Below are 16,685 nucleotides of genomic sequence, written 5' to 3'. Positions count from 1 at the left end.
GGATGCGTCGTGTTGTAATCACCGGTATGGGCATCGTTTCCAGCCTTGGTACCAACCAGAAGGAAGTCGCCCAGTCCCTCAAGGAATCCCGTTCCGGCATAGGCTTCAGCGAAGAAGCCCGGGATAACGGTCTGCGCAGCCACATCTGCGGCCAGATCAACCTGAACCTACCGGAATTGATTGACCGTAAACTGTGGCGCTTCATGTGCCCGGCTTCCGGCTATACCTATCTGGCCATGCGCGAGGCTATCGAACAGGCCGGGCTGACCGACGAACACATCAAGGCCGATACCACCGGCATTATCTTCGGTCAGGGTGGCGCGTCGACGGTTGAGTTGCTGGATTCCATAGACACACATCGCGACCGCGGCATCCGCCGTGTTGGCCCTTATCGCGTGCCGCGCACCATGGGCAGCGCGATCAACGCGTCACTGGCAACCGGGTTTGGTATTCGCGGCATTAACTACGGCATTACCTCCGCCTGCGCCACCAGCGCGCATTCCATCGGCCATGCCGCCGACCTGATTGCGCTCGGGCGCCAGGATGTGATGTTTGCCGGCGGCGGTGAAGATATCCATTGGACCCTGAGCCTGCTTTTCGATGCCATGGGTGCCCTGTCGACGAAATACAACGACACGCCGGAACTGGCTTCACGCACCTATGACGCAAACCGGGATGGCTTTGTCATCTCTGGAGGCGGCGGCGTGCTGGCACTTGAGGCCCTGGAACACGCCGAGGCCCGTGGCGCAAATATCCTGGCGGAACTGGTCGGCTTTGGTGCCACCTCAGACGGCGCGGATATGGTCGCCCCGAGTGGCGAAGGCGCAGTGCGGTGCATGCAGCAGGCCATGAAAAACCTGGATGGCGAAATCAGCTACATCAATACCCACGGCACCAGCACACCGGCCGGTGATGTAACCGAGCTGAAAGCGCTGAAGGAAACATTTGGCGACAAGATTCCGCCGCTCAGCTCCACCAAGCCCCTGTGTGGTCACGCCCTGGGTGCCGCCGGCGTGCACGAAGCCATTTACAGCCTGATCATGCAGCGTGAAGGTTTCATTGCGCCGTCTGCCAATATCCAGACCCTCGACGAAGGCGCAGAAGGTTATCCGATTGTCCGTGAGCGCATGGACAACCAGAACCTCGACCTGGTGATGAGCAACAGCTTCGGCTTTGGCGGTACCAACGCCACGCTGGTGTTCAAGAAAGTCTGAGCCTGATCAGGAAAGCCTGACAGAGCGGTATTCAGCCGGGGATGTCCCCATCCAGCGCTTGAAAGCCCGGCTGAATGCGCTCAACTCCGAAAACCCGAGCTGCTCGGCAATTTCCACCAGCGGCTTGGTCCTATCCTGCATATAAGTGAGCGCCTGCCGCCGCCGAACATCCTCAAGCAGACGGGCGAATGTCAGCCCCTCACGCTTCAGTTTCTTGTGCAGCGTGTAACGGCTCATATGCAGCTGCGACGCCACGACTTCCACACCAACCTTGCCACGGGCAAGCTGAACACTGATCAGGGAACTGACCCTGACACTCAGCGAAGCCCGCGCCACCTCTGGCGTCAGAGGCTTTGATGCCATCTGGAACTCCTCCTTTGCAACGCGTCGGCTCGAAATACCGGACCCGTGAGCGTACACATGTTAGCCGAAAACAATCAATACGACCTTTGAGCAGGATCAAGGGAACATCCGACCGCATACGGCAAAATGCCCCGCTTTCAGAATCCCCGGAGCCACTATGAACACCCCGGAACTGCTCGCCCCCGCGGGCACCCCCGAACACCTGGAAACGGCCTTTGCCTACGGCGCCGACGCGGTCTACGCCGGCCAGCCCCGCTACTCGCTGAGAGTAAGAAACAACAGTTTCAAAGACGTTGCAGCCCTCGGCGCCGGCATTGAACAGGCCCACGAACTGGGCAAACAGTTCTACCTTGTCTCCAACATAGCACCTCACAACGACAAGGTGCGCTCCTACCTCAGGGATCTGGAACCGGTACTGGAGCAAAAACCCGATGCCCTGATCATGTCCGACCCCGGCCTGATCATGCTGGTGCGGGAAAAATGGCCAGACCAGCCGATCCATCTCTCGGTACAGGCCAACGCGGTAAACTGGGCTACCGTAGAATTCTGGCGCCGACAGGGCATCAGCCGGGTCATCCTGTCCAGGGAACTGGCGCTGAATGAGATTCGCGAGATCCGCGATCGGGTGCCGGACATGGAGCTGGAAGTCTTCGTGCATGGCGCCCTGTGCATGGCCTATTCGGGCCGCTGTCTGCTCTCGGGTTACATGAATCACCGGGACGCCAACCAGGGCGCCTGCACCAACGCCTGCCGCTGGAACTACAAGCAGGTCCAGCACGGCCACGACCAGACCGGCGACCTGATCGCCACCTGCGGCGGCAGCGACGTACAGGAAATGACGCCAAAAGAAATCCTGCTGGAAGAACCCAACCGGCCGGGCGGCTACATACCCGCCTACGAGGACGAGCACGGCACCTACATCATGAACTCAAAGGATTTGAGAGCCGTTCAGCACGTCGCCGAACTGGCAAAGATGGGCGTCCACTCCCTGAAAATCGAGGGCCGTACAAAAAGCACCTACTACGTGGCCCGCACCACCCAGGTCTACCGCCGTGCCATCGACGAAGCCATGCAGGGCAAGCCCTTCGACATGAACCTGATGGACGAACTGGAAGCCCTCTCCAGCCGCGGCTACACCGAAGGCTTCCTCCGCCGCCACATGCCCCGCGAGTACCAGACCTACGAACAGGGCTCCTCATTCCTCGGCACCCAGCAGGTGGTCGGCACCATCACCGATACAGATGACCAATGGCTGACCATCGACGTGAAAAACAAATTCGCCCCGGGCGATCACCTCGAACTGATCAGCCCGGCCGGCAACATCCGCTTCTCCGCCAGCACCATGGAAAACCGAAACGGTCAGGCCATGGACTATGCACCTGGCAGCGGGCATACCGTTCGTATTCCGAAACCGGCTGATCTTCCAGAGACTCTGGAGCACAGCTACCTAACCAGAATCCTGCCCTCGGCGCATAGCAATTAGTCTGAGGAGGGGTGAGCGGGAAGCCTCCCCAGACTGTGTGTTGCCAGGGATGGCAACACCAAGCCCCCATGGATGGGTTCACGGCGTGTCTGGGGAGGCTTCCCGCTCACCCCGCCCTGCACTCACCTCAAAAGCCCCAGACCTACAAGAACCAGGCTATCAGCCTCATTACCACCCCCTTAGTGCCCCAAAGGCCGATTAAGGTATAATCACCCCACGCACAAATTAATACCTGACTATTTTACTCTGGTATTGTATAATCGCTCGCCAGAAGCGATGGATCCAGGCTGCTTTTTTGCTCAGTTACCAGCGACAGCTTGGGCAATCCGTCATCCAAAAAGCGATTGCAGGGCGTACTCACAGGACGAGCGACCACTGCAACACACAAACTGATGATATCTGATCGGCAACCCATCCTTGAGGCTGCCGGCGACACCAAGGGCGAAAGCCCGCGATGAGAGAATACGGAGCGACGATCATGGCGACCACCGACCAAGAGGTGAACGAGCTGATCAAACGGGAATACGAGCACGGATTCGTGACAGACATCGAATCCGACACGTTCGAGCCCGGACTGAATGAAGACGTTATCGCCCGCCTGTCCGGCATCAAGAAAGAGCCGGAGTGGATGCTGGAGTGGCGTCTGAAAGCCTACCGTCGCTGGCTCGAGATGGAAGAGCCGGACTGGGCCCACGTGGGCTACCCGAAAATCGACTACAACTCGATTTCCTACTATTCCGCGCCCAAGCGCAAGGAAGACATGCCCCAGAGTCTGGATGAAGTGGATCCGGAACTGCTGAAAACCTACGAGAAGCTGGGGATTCCCCTGCACGAGCGCGAGAAGCTCGCGGGCGTGGCGGTAGACGCGGTGTTCGATTCCGTCTCCGTGGCAACCACCTTCAAGGAACCGCTGGCCAAGGCCGGTGTGATTTTCTGCTCCATTTCCGAGGCGATTCGCGATTACCCGGAACTGGTACAGAAATACCTCGGTTCGGTTGTCCCCCATGGCGACAACTTCTTCGCCGGGCTCAACTCAGCGGTCTTCTCTGACGGCACCTTCGTTTACGTGCCCAAAGGCGTTCGCTGCCCCATGGAACTGTCCACCTATTTCCGCATCAACGCGGCCAACACCGGTCAGTTCGAGCGCACACTGATCATCGCCGACGAAGGCAGCTACGTGAGCTACCTTGAAGGCTGCACCGCGCCCATGCGGGATGAAAACCAGCTGCACGCGGCAGTTGTCGAGCTGGTGGCCCTGGACGATGCCCAGATCAAGTACTCAACCGTACAGAACTGGTACCCGGGCGACGAAGAAGGCAAAGGCGGCATCTTCAACTTCGTCACCAAGCGCGGCGCTGCCATCGGCAAGAATTCCAAGATTTCCTGGACGCAGGTTGAAACCGGCTCCGCGGTTACCTGGAAGTACCCCAGCTGCGTCCTGCGTGGCGAGAACAGTGTTGGCGAGTTCTACTCCGTGGCCCTGACCAACAACTTTCAGCAGGCCGACACCGGCACAAAGATGATTCACCTGGGCAAGAACACCTCCAGCACGATCATCTCCAAGGGTATTTCCGCCGGGAAGAGCTCCAACGCCTACCGTGGACTGGTCAAATTCGGTCCCGGCGCGGAAGGCGCGCGCAACTTCACCCAGTGCGATTCGTTGCTGATCGGCGACCGCTGCGGCGCGCACACCTTCCCGTACATCGAGAGCAAGAACAAGTCGGCCATCGTCGAGCACGAAGCGACGACCTCGAAGGTGAGCGACGAGCAGATGTTCCTTTGTCGCCAGCGCGGTATCGACCCGGAACAGGCGGTGTCCATGATTGTGAACGGCTTCTGTAAGGAAGTGTTCAAGGAGCTGCCCATGGAGTTCGCGGTCGAAGCCGGCAAGCTGCTCGAGGTCAGCCTCGAAGGGTCCGTTGGTTAAACGTCTATGCCCCGCTGGCCTCGGGGAGGTCAGCAAGCGGGGGAGCTTTCCGGGATACGCTGTGAATACGTCCCTGTACGCTCGACAAAATCATCCATGATTTTGACGATCCCGGAAAGCTCCCCCGCCCACTGCCCCGAACATTTTACGGGCACCGAAAGGGTCTAAATTTACAGACAGAATTTCAGAATAGAGAGAAGCCACAAATGCTGAGCATCAAGAACCTGCACGCATCCGTTGAGGGCAAAGAAATCCTCAAGGGCATCAACCTGGAAATCAAGGCCGGGGAAGTTCACGCCATCATGGGCCCGAACGGTTCTGGCAAGAGTACCCTGTCGCAGGTGCTTGCAGGCAACGAGGCATTTGAAGTCACCGAGGGTGAGATCAGCCTGAACGGTGAAAACCTGCTTGAACTTGAAACCGAAGAGCGCGCCCGTGAAGGCATCTTTCTGGCATTCCAGTACCCGGTGGAAATCCCCGGGGTAAGCAACCTGCAGTTCCTGCGTACCGCCGTGAACGCCATGCGTCAGCACAAGGGCCAGGACGAGATGAACGCGGCCGAGTTCATGAAGCTCGCCAAAGAGATTTCCAAACAGGTGGATCTGGATCCCTCATTCCTCAAGCGGGGTGTCAACGAAGGCTTCTCTGGTGGCGAGAAGAAGCGTAACGAGATCCTTCAGGCTCTGCTGCTGCAGCCGAAGCTGGCAATTCTCGACGAGACCGATTCTGGCCTTGATATCGACGCCCTGAAGGTTGTTTCTGACGGCGTAAACGCTCTGCGCGCTGAAGACCGCGCCATCCTGATGGTGACCCACTACCAGCGTCTGCTGAACCACATCGTGCCGGATTACGTGCACGTGCTGGCCGGCGGCAAGATCATCAAATCCGGTGGCCGCGAGCTGGCCCTGGAGCTGGAAGAACGCGGCTACGGCTGGCTGGGCATCAAGGATGAAGAAACTGCCGACAGTTCAGCCAATTAAGGAGGTCGCGGAATGAAACCAGCACCCACGCTTTCCACCGCGTTCCTGCATCCGGCCGGTCAGTCACTGCCGGAGCCGCTGCTCGCCCTGCGCAAGCAACGGGGTACCGCGTTGGTCGACATGCCGTTGCCAACCCGGAAAACCGAAAACTGGAAGTACTCCAGCAAGTACCTGAAGCTGACCGACGAGATGGCTATTTCGCTGCCGGCGGAAGGCAAGACCGGCAGCAGTCTGGCAGTGCCCGGTTACAAGGTCGCGTTTCTCAATGGCGTGATGATGCCTGAGGCCTGTGAATACCCGGACTTGGACGGCATCAGCATCCAGAGTTTCGGTGATCTGAGCGACGAGGAGGCCAGTGATCTGGCGGACCGTCTGGACAGCACCCTGGACAACAAAGCCGTCCAGATGGCGCGGCTGAACTCCGCCCGTTTTGAAGACGGTCTGCTGATTCGCCTGAAGCCGGACGCTGTGCTCGACCAGCCGCTGTTCATCGTTCACGAAGTCACAGCTGAGGCCAGCGGTTCGGCCTTCCCGCGTATTTTCGTAGACGCCGGCCGTCACAGCCAGATTACGCTCGTAGAGGAATATATCTCCAGCGGCTCGGCCCCGGTCATGGTTAACACCGTTACCGAGTTCAACGTCGCAGAGGGCGCCAACATCACCAGCATTCGCCTCAACATGGAAGGCGAGAATGTCCAGCACATTGGCTCTACCGGTGTCCTGCAGCAACGCAGCTCACGGTTCGAGAGCCACACGGTCGGTTTTGGCGGCCCGCTGCGCCGGCACGATCTGCAGGTTCGGCTGGAAGGCGAAGGCGCCGAGTGCAAGCTTAACGGCGTGGTTGTTACCCAGGGAAAACAGCATTACGACAACCACACCACCATTGAGCACGTGGCTGCCCACTGCAACAGCGAGGAAACCTATCGCAATATTGCAGCAGATCAGTCCCATGCCGTGTTCAATGGCCGGATTCATATCCATCAGGACGCCCAGAAGTCCAATGCGGATATGAACAACAAGAACCTGCTGCTGTCCAACGGGGCAGAAATCGATACCAAGCCGGAACTCGAAATCTACGCCGACGACGTAAAGTGTGCCCATGGCGCAACCATCGGCCAGCTGGATGAGACCTCTCTGTTCTACCTGGTTTCACGAGGCATCGGACGGCGTGAGGCGAACGTTCTGCTCACCATGGCCTTTATCAACGAGCTGGTGGAACAGATTCCGGTTGAAGCAGTGCGGGAAACGGTCCAGGGCCGGCTGAACCACTTCTTCGAACAGACATTCCAGGAGGCGTAAGCGGTTATGACCGATCTTTCCGTGGCAAGCACAGCCAAGCGCACCACCTTTGATGTGGACGCCGTTCGCCGGGATTTCCCGATCCTGTCTCAGCAGGTGAACGGCAAGCCCCTGGTGTATCTGGATAATGGTGCCTCGGCCCAGAAGCCTGAGGCCGTGCTGAACGCCATGGATCGGTATTACCGTGAGATGCACTCCAACGTCCATCGTGGCGCCCACACGCTCGGAGACCGGGCGACCGCTGCGTTCGAAGGGGCCCGTGAGACTGTCCGAAACTTCCTGAATGCGGAAAGTACCCGGGAGATCATCTGGACCCGTGGTACTACCGAGGCCATCAACCTCGTTGCCAACGGCCTGGCTCCTCGCCTGAAGGCCGGAGACGAGATTCTGGTGAGCCACATGGAGCACCACGCCAACATTGTGCCCTGGCAGATGATTGCCGAGCGCACGGGTGCAAAAGTGGTTCCTGTTCAGGTAACCCCGGACGGCGAGCTGGATCTCGAATCCTTCACCAGCCTGCTCAATGAAAAAACCCGGGTACTGGCAATCACCCATGTTTCCAACGTGCTTGGCACCGTAAACCCCGTGGCAGCCCTGATTGAACAGGCAAAGGCGCACGGCATCATTACCCTGGTGGACGGCGCCCAGGCAGTACCCCATTACCAGCCGGATGTGCAGGCACTGGGCTGCGACTTTTACGTGTTCTCATCGCACAAGCTGTTTGGCCCCACCGGTATTGGCGTGCTCTACGGCAAGGCCCAGTTGCTGGAGGAAATACCTCCCTACCAGGGCGGCGGCGAGATGATTGAGCGGGTGTCCTTCGAGCGGACCACCTGGAACACCCTGCCCTACAAATTCGAGGCCGGCACGCCGGCGATTGCCGAGGCGGTGGGCTTGGGCGCAGCCATCGACTACCTGAACGGCCTGGACCGTGCTGGCATGGAAGCGGCCGAGGCCGCCCTCTTAGAGCGCGCCAACCAGCTGGTGGAAACCGTGCCCGGCATGGAGATCATCGGCACCGCCAAACAGAAAGTGCCGGTCATGTCCTTTAAAATTGCCGGTTTGCACCCCAGTGATATAGGCACGCTGCTGGATCAGCAGGGCATTGCGATCCGCACCGGCCACCATTGCGCCATGCCGCTGATGGATTTCTATGGAGTTCCCGGTACAGCCCGGGCCTCATTCGCGTTCTACAATACACTGGACGAGGTGGATACATTGTTTACCGCCCTGCAGAAAGTCCAGCGTCTGTTTGCCTGATGGAGGTGGAATCATGACAGCCGAAGTCTTCACCCCGACCGTTGCCGTCACCATGACGCCGAGCGCCGTAAAACACGTGCGCAAACAGCTTGAGAAAAAGCCGGAAGCCAGGGGCATCCGGCTGGCCATCAAGAAGAGTGGCTGTTCCGGCTTCAAATACGAAACCCAGTGGGTGGAAGAGGCCTCCGCTGACGACAAGGTGTTCCACATCGATGGTGTCGATGTCTTCGTGAAAGAGGAGCACCTGCCTCTGGTGAACGGCATCGAAATTGATTTTGTCACCGAGGGCGTGAACTCCATGTTCCAGTTCCGCAATCCGAACGCCACCGCGGAATGCGGCTGCGGCGAGAGCTTTACCGTAGCGTAATCCCTCACTGAACGTGTAGGTCGGATTAGCCTAGCGTAATCCGACACCAGAGATTTAAGAAAAGCGAGGCCAGAACAGGCATGCAAGAAAGGGAAGTGGTCCTGACCAAACGCGAGGTGGAAGCCCGCCTTGTTCCTTCCGGAACCGAAATCATGATTCCGTCGGACACCTTTGTGACCATCACACAGTCACTGGGCGGTACCTTTACCGTTGCCGTGAATGGCAATCTCGCCCGCATTGAAGGCCACAATGCCGATGCCCTCGGCAAAAAGCCCCTGGAAAGCAGCTTCGAAACTCCCGAAGACGGCACCGTCAACGAAAACCAGGTCTGGGAAGCCATGCGAAACTGCTACGATCCGGAAATTCCGGTAAACGTGGTGGATCTTGGCTTGATTTACGAGTGCAAGATTGAAAATGGCACCGAAGACGGCAACCACGTCTACGTCCTGATGACTCTGACGGCCGCCGGTTGCGGCATGGGCCCGGTGATTACCGAGGATGTGAAAACCAAGCTCGAGCACGTGCCCAACGTGGACAAAGTCACCGTTGAGCTGACTTTCGATCCGCCCTGGAGCAACGACATGCTCACCGACGAAGCCAAACTCGAACTGGGAATGCTGTAAATGACTGCCAGTGAACAGGACTTTCTGAACAACCCCCTTGGCAAAGACACCACCCTGGAAGACGTTCTGGATGGCTTCGAGCTTCTGGACGACTGGGAAGAGCGCTACGCTTTCATCATCGATCTGGGCAAACAGCTTCCTGCCTTCCCGGAGGAATCCCGGGTAGAGGAAAACTATGTTCACGGCTGCCAGAGCCAGGTCTGGCTGATCCACCACTTCGACGAAGACAGCGGCCGGCTTTACCTCTTGATTGATTCAGACGCCATGATTGTACGCGGGCTGGCCGCCATCATTCTGGTTGCCCTGAACGGCAAAACCCCTAGGGACCTGCTGGCAACCGACATCGATGAGTTGTTCGAGCAACTGGACCTGTTCCGCCATATTTCGCCGACCCGGGGCAACGGCCTTCGGGCCATGGTCGGGAAAATCCGGGATATTGCGGCTGCAGAGGCGGCCGGCGCCAGCAACTGATACCTACCCGCCTTACCAGATAATCGCGATATCATCTCTCTGGATGTTCAAGATGCCGCCGAGCTGCGGCATCGTGCCCCGACTGAAATGGGGCTGAACGCTATCAAGAGTGACGGTGACCTCGGCGTCATGTAGCTCCGGAGAATCTTCAGGAGCATCCAGATAGCGCTTGCTCCGGTAAAGCTTCAACTCGTCGCCCGGCCTGAGCCCGGCGGTAGCCCCCGATTCCAGCGTCACCCCGTGACCATCGACCCGCGCAATCCGGGTAATAAAGGGCTGACACGCCAACGCCTCGGTCACGGCGGCCGCCATTTCCCCGATTAAACCGTTCACTGCCTGTCCATAGGCGGTCTTCTGGAAGCCCGCTGAACCAAATCCGGCAGAACTTCCCGGACCGGCATCCCACTGGGCTGCTGTTGCAAACCTCTGCCGGTAGACAGGCGCACCGCTGAATCCGTCAAATATAATCAGATCAGCCGCGAACCGACGGCGTTGATCCACCACGCCAATGCCCCGTTGCATCCTGTCCAGCACAGAAGTGCCCCAGGCTGACGGGTCTGCCACACCCAGATCCCGAATAACCCCGGTCACCACGAACTGCACACCCATTTCACGGGCCAGCTCGAGTACGTTGCTTAATCGATTGTCGTTCTGCTGAACCGTCGGTGCGTTCAGCAGGTCGGTAAACATTCTTGAAGTGGTCGCGCCAAAAACCTGCAGACCGCCCTGGGCCACCAAACGCTGTTGCAGCTGTTGCGGCAAGATCTCGCCGGCATCGTCAATTCGCCCTACCCTGGCCTGGTCCGGATACAGCATCGGGAAGCCGGTCACCGCGACCCGCTTTTTCAGCCGGCCGGCATCGCCCGCGCCGCACTGACTGTGACTCTCGCTGATATCTCCACGAACAATCACCCGTAACAGGTTACCACTCTGGTACTCGTCAATTATCCGCACGTTCCGGGCTCTGGCGCTTGAGGCCAGATCCATCCGGGATTCGGTGATAACGCCATTTTTCATGGTGTCGTGCGTGCTTACCCGGGCCTCATACTGGAGCGAGAGGTCCCGGATCGCCGCCTTGCGGGCTTCGGCCCGGGCGGCTTCCAGATTTCCGTTGTGGATATTGGCGTGGCCAACACCTTCAAGAACAACAGCGTGGGCACCCGAGACCAGAACAAGGGCGAGAATCCCGAATACAGCCAGTGGCAGCAAGCGTTTCATAGCATTCAGTACTCTCGATCAATCAAGGTAATACAGGGAATCCACGCCCTTGCTCTGCACATCGCCCACGCTGTCATTCTCCTGCGGCATGGGGATCGGGCAGAGGTCCTGCACCTGATCATCAGCCACCTCGGCGACACAGGCCCGGAAACGGGGCTCAAGTTTCAGTTCCATCACGGTCTCGAACACGCCGTCGCTGTGCTCGTTCACGGCGACCAGCTTCGCTCCCCGAATGTAACTGTCGACGTAGGTTCTGAACATATCATTGCGCAAGACAAAATCGTTCACGGTGGAACTGCCGTACACGACGGTACCGTATACGCGTTCCACAAGATTGCGGTAAGCATCCAGCTGGGACGCTCGCCGGGCCATCAGACGTTTGCGGGTATCCGAACGGTTGGCCGCAACATCCTCATAGGTCCCCAGACCGCTCACCCGCACCGTTATCGGCTCAAGCATCGTATCCTGGCGGGGCTGGCTGCCGTTATCCCCCTGGTGGCTGCCAATCGGCGCACAGGCAGCGACTGTTGTGGCCAACAGAGGCATGAGTATCCAGCGAAGATTCATTGCGTGTCTCCAGAAAACATCATTTCCGCTTGACCATGAAAAAATTACGCCAGTTTTTCTAAACCACTGATATTTCGATTAACAACGTCCGTTCCTCTCATTCTGCAATCCCCAAGCGGCAAAAAACTGCCTCCGTTTACACATCAAAAACAAACCGTTACCCCCATGCGTCATGTGCTGGAAAACGTTCTGCATTAACCTTTCCAGTACGTCATATCTATTTTGCTTTTTTACACGACAGGATTCTTCATGACCGGACATCGTCTGACCAAACTATCTGTGGCCATCGGCCTATCCATTGCCACCTCATCAACACTGGCCAGCCCCCAGTCTTTTATGTCTGCGCGCTCTTTCGCCATGGGCGGCACAGGGGTGGCGGTTGCAACACCTTCTACAGCGCCCTCGGACAACCCGGCAATGATGGCTGCGGATCACCACAGCTGGCAGGATGATTTCGGGCTGATGCTGCCCTCGGTGAACGCCCGGGCAGCCGATGAAGAAGAAACAGTTGATCAGGTAGACGATATTCAGGATGTGATCACGGATCTGGAATCGCTCGTTTCCGGCTTTGATCCGAATACAGACGACGAACAGGTAATTAAGGATGGTGCGGCAGATCTGAGCAATCGCCTGACTGAATTCGACAGGGACACCATGAGAGTGAACGCAGGTCTTGGATTGGCTCTGGCTGTGCCCGGACAATCCCTGTCGGTTGGCGTATTCACCAATGGTAATCTGACGGCGACGGTTCGTGGTGATGTCTCTGATCAGGATATTACCGCCCTCGACAACATTGCCAACGCCGCAACGGCCCAGGATGTGCAAGATGCCGTCGACCAGATCAGCACGAATGGCACCCTGGACCTGACATCGCAGGGACAGATACTTGCATCCGCCGTCGGGGAAGTGGGCATCAGCTTTGCGCGTTCCTTTGAGCTGCAGAATGGCAACAGCTTCCAGCTGGGCCTTTCACCGAAATACGTTGAACTGCGCACGTTCCAGTACACCGAGGCGGTTTCCGGTTTCGAAGATGACGAATTCGATGGCGACCAGTATCAGACCGAAAAGAGTGGGTTCAACGTGGACGTTGGTGCAGCCTACAGCTTCGGTAACTCCAACCAGTGGAACACAGGTATTGTTGTTAAAAACCTGATCCCCATGGAACTGGACTCCGCCGCCAGCCGGCCGCTGCTGGGAGAGGAAGTTCGTACACTGAAGCTCGACCCGATGGTTACAGCTGGCATTGCTCACAAGAGCGAATACCATGTAGTTACTGCAGAAATTGACCTGACCAAGAAGGAAGCCTTTGGCTTCGAGGACGACACCCAGTGGGCAGCCCTCGGCGCCGAATTCGATGCCTTCCGTTACGCCCAGCTTCGGTTTGGCGTTCGCCACAACATGGCCAGCAACGATGACAACGACGGCATTGAAGAGAAAACCCAGTTCACCGCCGGTCTTGGCCTGAACATTGTTGGCGTCCGCCTTGATCTCGGCGCCCTCTACAGCGATGCGGATGTGGGCGCAGCCCTGGAGCTTGGCACCGCGTTCTGATCAAAAACTGAAAGAGGAAGCAGATGAAGGTTTGATCTGCCTCCAACTTCCGATTAAAGCCCGCCCATGGCTATCACGGGCGGGCTTTTTTATGGCCTGTCGTGTTACAGGTTTGCCTGCCCTGCCCTGGAACCGGATAATCCACCGACACACTCCCCCGAAAGGAATCAGACATTCCATGCAGGCCTATCTGGTTGGCGGTGCCGTTCGTGACGAATTACTCGGCCTTGAGGTCAAGGACCGGGACTGGGTGGTGGTCGGCGCGACACCAAAGGAAATGCTTGCCAAGGGGTTCAAACAGGTGGGCGCGGACTTTCCGGTCTTTCTGCACCCCCGCACCCGGGAAGAATATGCCCTGGCTCGCACCGAACGCAAAGAGGGGCGCGGCTACCACGGTTTTACTGTTTATAGCGCACCGGATGTCACCCTCGAGCAGGACTTGCGGCGACGGGATCTGACCATCAATGCGATAGCCAAAACCGAAGACGGCGCCTTGGTGGACCCCTTCAAGGGCCGAAGCGATATAAAAGATCGCAAGCTCCGCCATGTCTCGGAAGCCTTCGCCGAAGACCCCCTGAGAATTCTTCGCACCGCCCGGTTCGCAGCCCGCTTTCAGCCACTTGGATTCAGCGTGTGCGATCAGACCATGGGCCTGATGAAGCAAATGGTGGCTAGCGGAGAAGTGGATCACCTGGTTCCGGAACGGGTCTGGCAGGAATTTCAGCGGGCACTGCATGAAAAGGCGCCCCGGGCCTTTTTCGACGTTCTCCGGGACTGCGGGGCCCTGGAGGTACTCATTCCGGAACTGGCACCCGAAAAGGTGTTTCAACTTGCGATCGCGGCGCTTGGCTGTGTCCAGAACCAATCTGACGCCCAGACGGAAGAACGCTTTGCCGCCCTGCTTTCCCCCCTGGATGACTCTGCAGCCGTGGCACGAGCCAAGGCACTGAAAGCCCCAAATGATTGCCAGAACCTGGCGCGACTGGTTACAGCCTTCAAGCCACAAATCAGGAACATCGATGCTCAGCACCCTGAAGCCGAAGCCTTGCTGGACCTGCTGGACCAGGCGGACTTCTGGCGCCGCCCGGAGCGCTTTTCGCAACTGATGAACGTGCTCGAATGCGCCCTTCCCGGCGAGTCGGGCCCACTGAACCTGCTTCGAACCGCCTCTGGGGCCGCTACCGGTGTTGACCCAAAAACTCTCCTCGCCCGGGGCTACAAAGGCAAGGAGCTGGGCAGCGCAATCCGAACCGAACGCTTGAAACGTATCGGCGATGCCATCGCCGCGACCAAAGACTGAGGAGCCACCATGACGACCAACACACCCGTTGCCCTGGTCACCGGCGCAGCCCACCGTCTTGGCGCACAGACGGCCCGGACACTTCACGAAAGAGGCTGGAACCTGGTGATTCACTACCGGAGCCGAGAAGAGCAGGCGTGGTCACTGATTGAGCAACTGAACCGGCAACGGCCCGACTCTGCCTGCGCCCTTCAGGCGGATCTCAGCCATACAGCCGGCGTGAAAAGATTGGCCGGTGATGCCATCGCACACTGGGGCCGACTGGATGCACTGGTTAACAATGCGTCGGTGTTTTACCCCACCCCGACTGCGGACACCTCCGAAGACGACTGGGACACCATCCTGAACACCAACCTCAGGGCCCCGTTTTTCCTGCTTCAGGAATGCCTGGCCGAACTTCGGCGAAACCGCGGCAGCGTGGTAAATCTGATCGATATTTACAGTGAAAGACCCATCGATGACCATCCACTATACTGCGCCAGTAAAGCCGGCCTCGCCGCCCTGACACGCTCCTGGGCGAAAGACCTGGCACCGGACGTGCGGGTGAACGGTGTATCACCGGGCGCAATCCTCTGGCCAGAGGGCGAGGCCGAAATGGACGAGACCGCGCAGCAGGCGATTCTCCAGAAGACCCCACTGGCCCGCACAGGGAATCCTGATGATATTGCCCATACCATCGCATTCCTGGTCTGCGATGCGCCTTTCATCACCGGTCAGGTTATCGCCGTGGATGGTGGCCGAAGCCTGAACATGTAATCCAGACAGTGGCCTCCAAGGCTGCCTACTTTGGCCGGGCGAAGCTTTCCGGATACAATGCCGGCAGATTTCAATCCTGCACGCGCCGGGCCTGCTTCCCCGCGTGCCTCTGATCCGGAGATTTCCCATGCGTGATGTCGTTATTGTTGCCGCCCGCCGTACTGCTATCGGAACCTTTGGCGGAGGTCTCTCCAGCCTGAGCGCAGACCAGCTGGGAACCGCTGTGATCAAGGCAATCCTTGAAGAAACCGGCGTCGCCGGCGACCAGATCAACGAAGTGGTGCTCGGCCAGGTGCTGACCGCCGGTTGCGGCCAGAACCCCGCTCGCCAGTCTGCCATCAACGCCGGCATTCCTGCCTCCGTACCTGCAATGACCATCAACAAGGTCTGCGGTTCCGGCCTGAAGGCCGTGCATATGGCGGTACAGGCGATTCGCTGCGGCGACGCCGAACTGATGATTGCCGGCGGCCAGGAAAGCATGAGCCAGGCGCCGCACGTGTTGCCTAACAGCCGCAACGGCCAGCGTATGGGCAACTGGTCCATGGTGGATACCATGATCAAGGACGGCCTTTGGGATGCCTTCAACGATTACCATATGGGCATTACCGCCGAGAACATCGTCGAGAAATACGGTATCAGCCGTGACGAACAGGACGAGTTTGCTGCGGCGTCCCAGCAGAAAGCCGCAGCAGCCCGCAATGCCGGCTACTTCGATGGCCAGATTGTTCCGGTCTCCATCCCCCAGCGCAAAGGTGACCCGATCGTGGTAGACCGCGATGAAGGGCCGCGCGATGGCGTGACCGCCGAGAGCCTGGGTAACCTGCGTGCAGCGTTCAAGAAGGACGGCACGGTGACCGCCGGCAACGCCTCCTCCCTGAACGATGGCGCCGCCGCCGTGATGGTCTGCAGTGCCGAAAAGGCAAAAGAGCTGGGACTGACTCCGATTGCCACCATCAAGGCCCATGCCAACGCCGGCGTGGACCCGACCATCATGGGCACCGGCCCGATCCCTGCCAGCCAGCGCTGCCTGAAACTCGCAGGCTGGAGCGTGGATGACCTGGACCTGGTGGAAGCCAACGAAGCCTTTGCCGCCCAGGCCATTTCCGTCAATCGCGACATGGGCTGGGATACCAGCAAGGTAAACGTGAATGGCGGCGCCATTGCCCTGGGCCATCCCATCGGCGCCTCCGGCTGTCGTATCCTGGTCTCCCTGCTGCATGAAATGGTTCGCCGCGACGCTCACAAGGGTCTGGCCACACTGTGCATCGGTGGCGGCATGGGCGTTGCCCTGGCTGTCGAGCGCTAA

The 16,685-nt window shown here is 58.6% G+C and carries 16 protein-coding genes; 13 read left to right on the top strand and 3 right to left on the bottom strand.

The genetic code is table 11. The features are described from left to right. Window positions 1–2: 2 nt before the first annotated feature. Window positions 3–1,214 (top strand): beta-ketoacyl-ACP synthase I, encoded by a 1,212-nt coding sequence (fabB, locus tag ABNF92_RS14140; RefSeq protein ID WP_136631290.1) that lies wholly within the window; start codon window positions 3–5, stop codon window positions 1,212–1,214. Between the two features lie 6 nt (window positions 1,215–1,220). Here fabB and ABNF92_RS14135 read toward each other — a convergent pair whose 3' ends face one another. Continuing rightward, window positions 1,221–1,577: a helix-turn-helix transcriptional regulator gene (locus tag ABNF92_RS14135; protein WP_014578227.1), complete on the bottom strand. Its 357-nt coding sequence runs from the start codon at window positions 1,575–1,577 to the stop codon at window positions 1,221–1,223. Between the two features lie 157 nt (window positions 1,578–1,734). Here ABNF92_RS14135 and yegQ point away from each other — a divergent pair, with 157 nt between their 5' ends. The 8 genes from yegQ to ABNF92_RS14095 all read left to right on the top strand — a co-directional run bounded on the left by yegQ (window position 1,735) and on the right by ABNF92_RS14095 (window position 9,987). Continuing rightward, window positions 1,735–3,060: a tRNA 5-hydroxyuridine modification protein YegQ gene (gene yegQ / locus ABNF92_RS14130; RefSeq protein WP_349342491.1), complete on the top strand. Its 1,326-nt coding sequence runs from the start codon at window positions 1,735–1,737 to the stop codon at window positions 3,058–3,060. A gap of 478 nt (window positions 3,061–3,538) precedes the next feature. Continuing rightward, window positions 3,539–4,987 (top strand): Fe-S cluster assembly protein SufB, encoded by a 1,449-nt coding sequence (sufB, locus tag ABNF92_RS14125; RefSeq protein WP_069181837.1) that lies wholly within the window; start codon window positions 3,539–3,541, stop codon window positions 4,985–4,987. 206 nt (window positions 4,988–5,193) lie between these two features. Further along, a complete protein-coding gene (gene sufC, locus ABNF92_RS14120) occupies window positions 5,194–5,967 on the top strand; it encodes a Fe-S cluster assembly ATPase SufC (protein ID WP_069181838.1) in 774 nt (257 codons plus the stop codon). Between the two features lie 12 nt (window positions 5,968–5,979). Beyond that, window positions 5,980–7,266, top strand: coding sequence for a Fe-S cluster assembly protein SufD (gene sufD / locus ABNF92_RS14115; protein ID WP_136631293.1), 1,287 nt, complete (start codon window positions 5,980–5,982; stop codon window positions 7,264–7,266). A 6-nt stretch (window positions 7,267–7,272) separates the two neighbouring features. Further along, window positions 7,273–8,526, top strand: a complete 1,254-nt coding sequence (locus ABNF92_RS14110; protein WP_209400184.1) for a cysteine desulfurase — start codon at window positions 7,273–7,275, stop codon at window positions 8,524–8,526. Window positions 8,527–8,539: 13 nt separating this feature from the next. Then, window positions 8,540–8,893 (top strand): iron-sulfur cluster assembly accessory protein, encoded by a 354-nt coding sequence (locus tag ABNF92_RS14105; RefSeq protein WP_069181841.1) that lies wholly within the window; start codon window positions 8,540–8,542, stop codon window positions 8,891–8,893. Window positions 8,894–8,973: 80 nt separating this feature from the next. After that, a complete protein-coding gene (gene sufT, locus ABNF92_RS14100; RefSeq protein ID WP_069181842.1) occupies window positions 8,974–9,516 on the top strand; it encodes a putative Fe-S cluster assembly protein SufT in 543 nt (180 codons plus the stop codon). Further along, entirely contained in the window at window positions 9,517–9,987 is a 471-nt protein-coding gene (locus ABNF92_RS14095; RefSeq protein ID WP_069181843.1) for a SufE family protein, read from the top strand. Between the two features lie 12 nt (window positions 9,988–9,999). Here the strand turns inward: ABNF92_RS14095 and ABNF92_RS14090 are convergent, their stop codons facing one another. Continuing rightward, window positions 10,000–11,205 (bottom strand): flagellar assembly protein T N-terminal domain-containing protein, encoded by a 1,206-nt coding sequence (locus ABNF92_RS14090; protein WP_349342490.1) that lies wholly within the window; start codon window positions 11,203–11,205, stop codon window positions 10,000–10,002. Window positions 11,206–11,223: 18 nt separating this feature from the next. After that, a complete protein-coding gene (locus ABNF92_RS14085) occupies window positions 11,224–11,772 on the bottom strand; it encodes an LPP20 family lipoprotein (protein ID WP_349342489.1) in 549 nt (182 codons plus the stop codon). Between the two features lie 249 nt (window positions 11,773–12,021). Between ABNF92_RS14085 and traF the strand changes: the two genes are divergently transcribed. The 4 genes from traF (at window position 12,022) to ABNF92_RS14065 (ending at window position 16,685) form a co-directional block, all read left to right on the top strand. After that, on the top strand, window positions 12,022–13,323 hold the full coding sequence (gene traF / locus ABNF92_RS14080) for a conjugal transfer protein TraF (RefSeq protein WP_349342488.1): 1,302 nt from the start codon (window positions 12,022–12,024) through the stop codon (window positions 13,321–13,323). Between the two features lie 178 nt (window positions 13,324–13,501). Then, window positions 13,502–14,623 (top strand): multifunctional CCA tRNA nucleotidyl transferase/2'3'-cyclic phosphodiesterase/2'nucleotidase/phosphatase, encoded by a 1,122-nt coding sequence (locus ABNF92_RS14075; protein ID WP_349342487.1) that lies wholly within the window; start codon window positions 13,502–13,504, stop codon window positions 14,621–14,623. Window positions 14,624–14,632: 9 nt separating this feature from the next. Next, a complete protein-coding gene (locus tag ABNF92_RS14070) occupies window positions 14,633–15,379 on the top strand; it encodes a pteridine reductase (protein WP_349342486.1) in 747 nt (248 codons plus the stop codon). A gap of 127 nt (window positions 15,380–15,506) precedes the next feature. Then, window positions 15,507–16,685: an acetyl-CoA C-acetyltransferase gene (locus ABNF92_RS14065; RefSeq protein WP_069181849.1), complete on the top strand. Its 1,179-nt coding sequence runs from the start codon at window positions 15,507–15,509 to the stop codon at window positions 16,683–16,685.

Origin of the sequence: Marinobacter sp. MMG032, assembly GCF_040112695.1 — a bacterium.
GTDB classification, from domain to species: domain Bacteria; phylum Pseudomonadota; class Gammaproteobacteria; order Pseudomonadales; family Oleiphilaceae; genus Marinobacter; species Marinobacter salsuginis.
The sequence above is the reverse complement of the archived record's forward strand: the minus strand, read 5'-3'. Positions and strand labels throughout refer to the sequence as shown.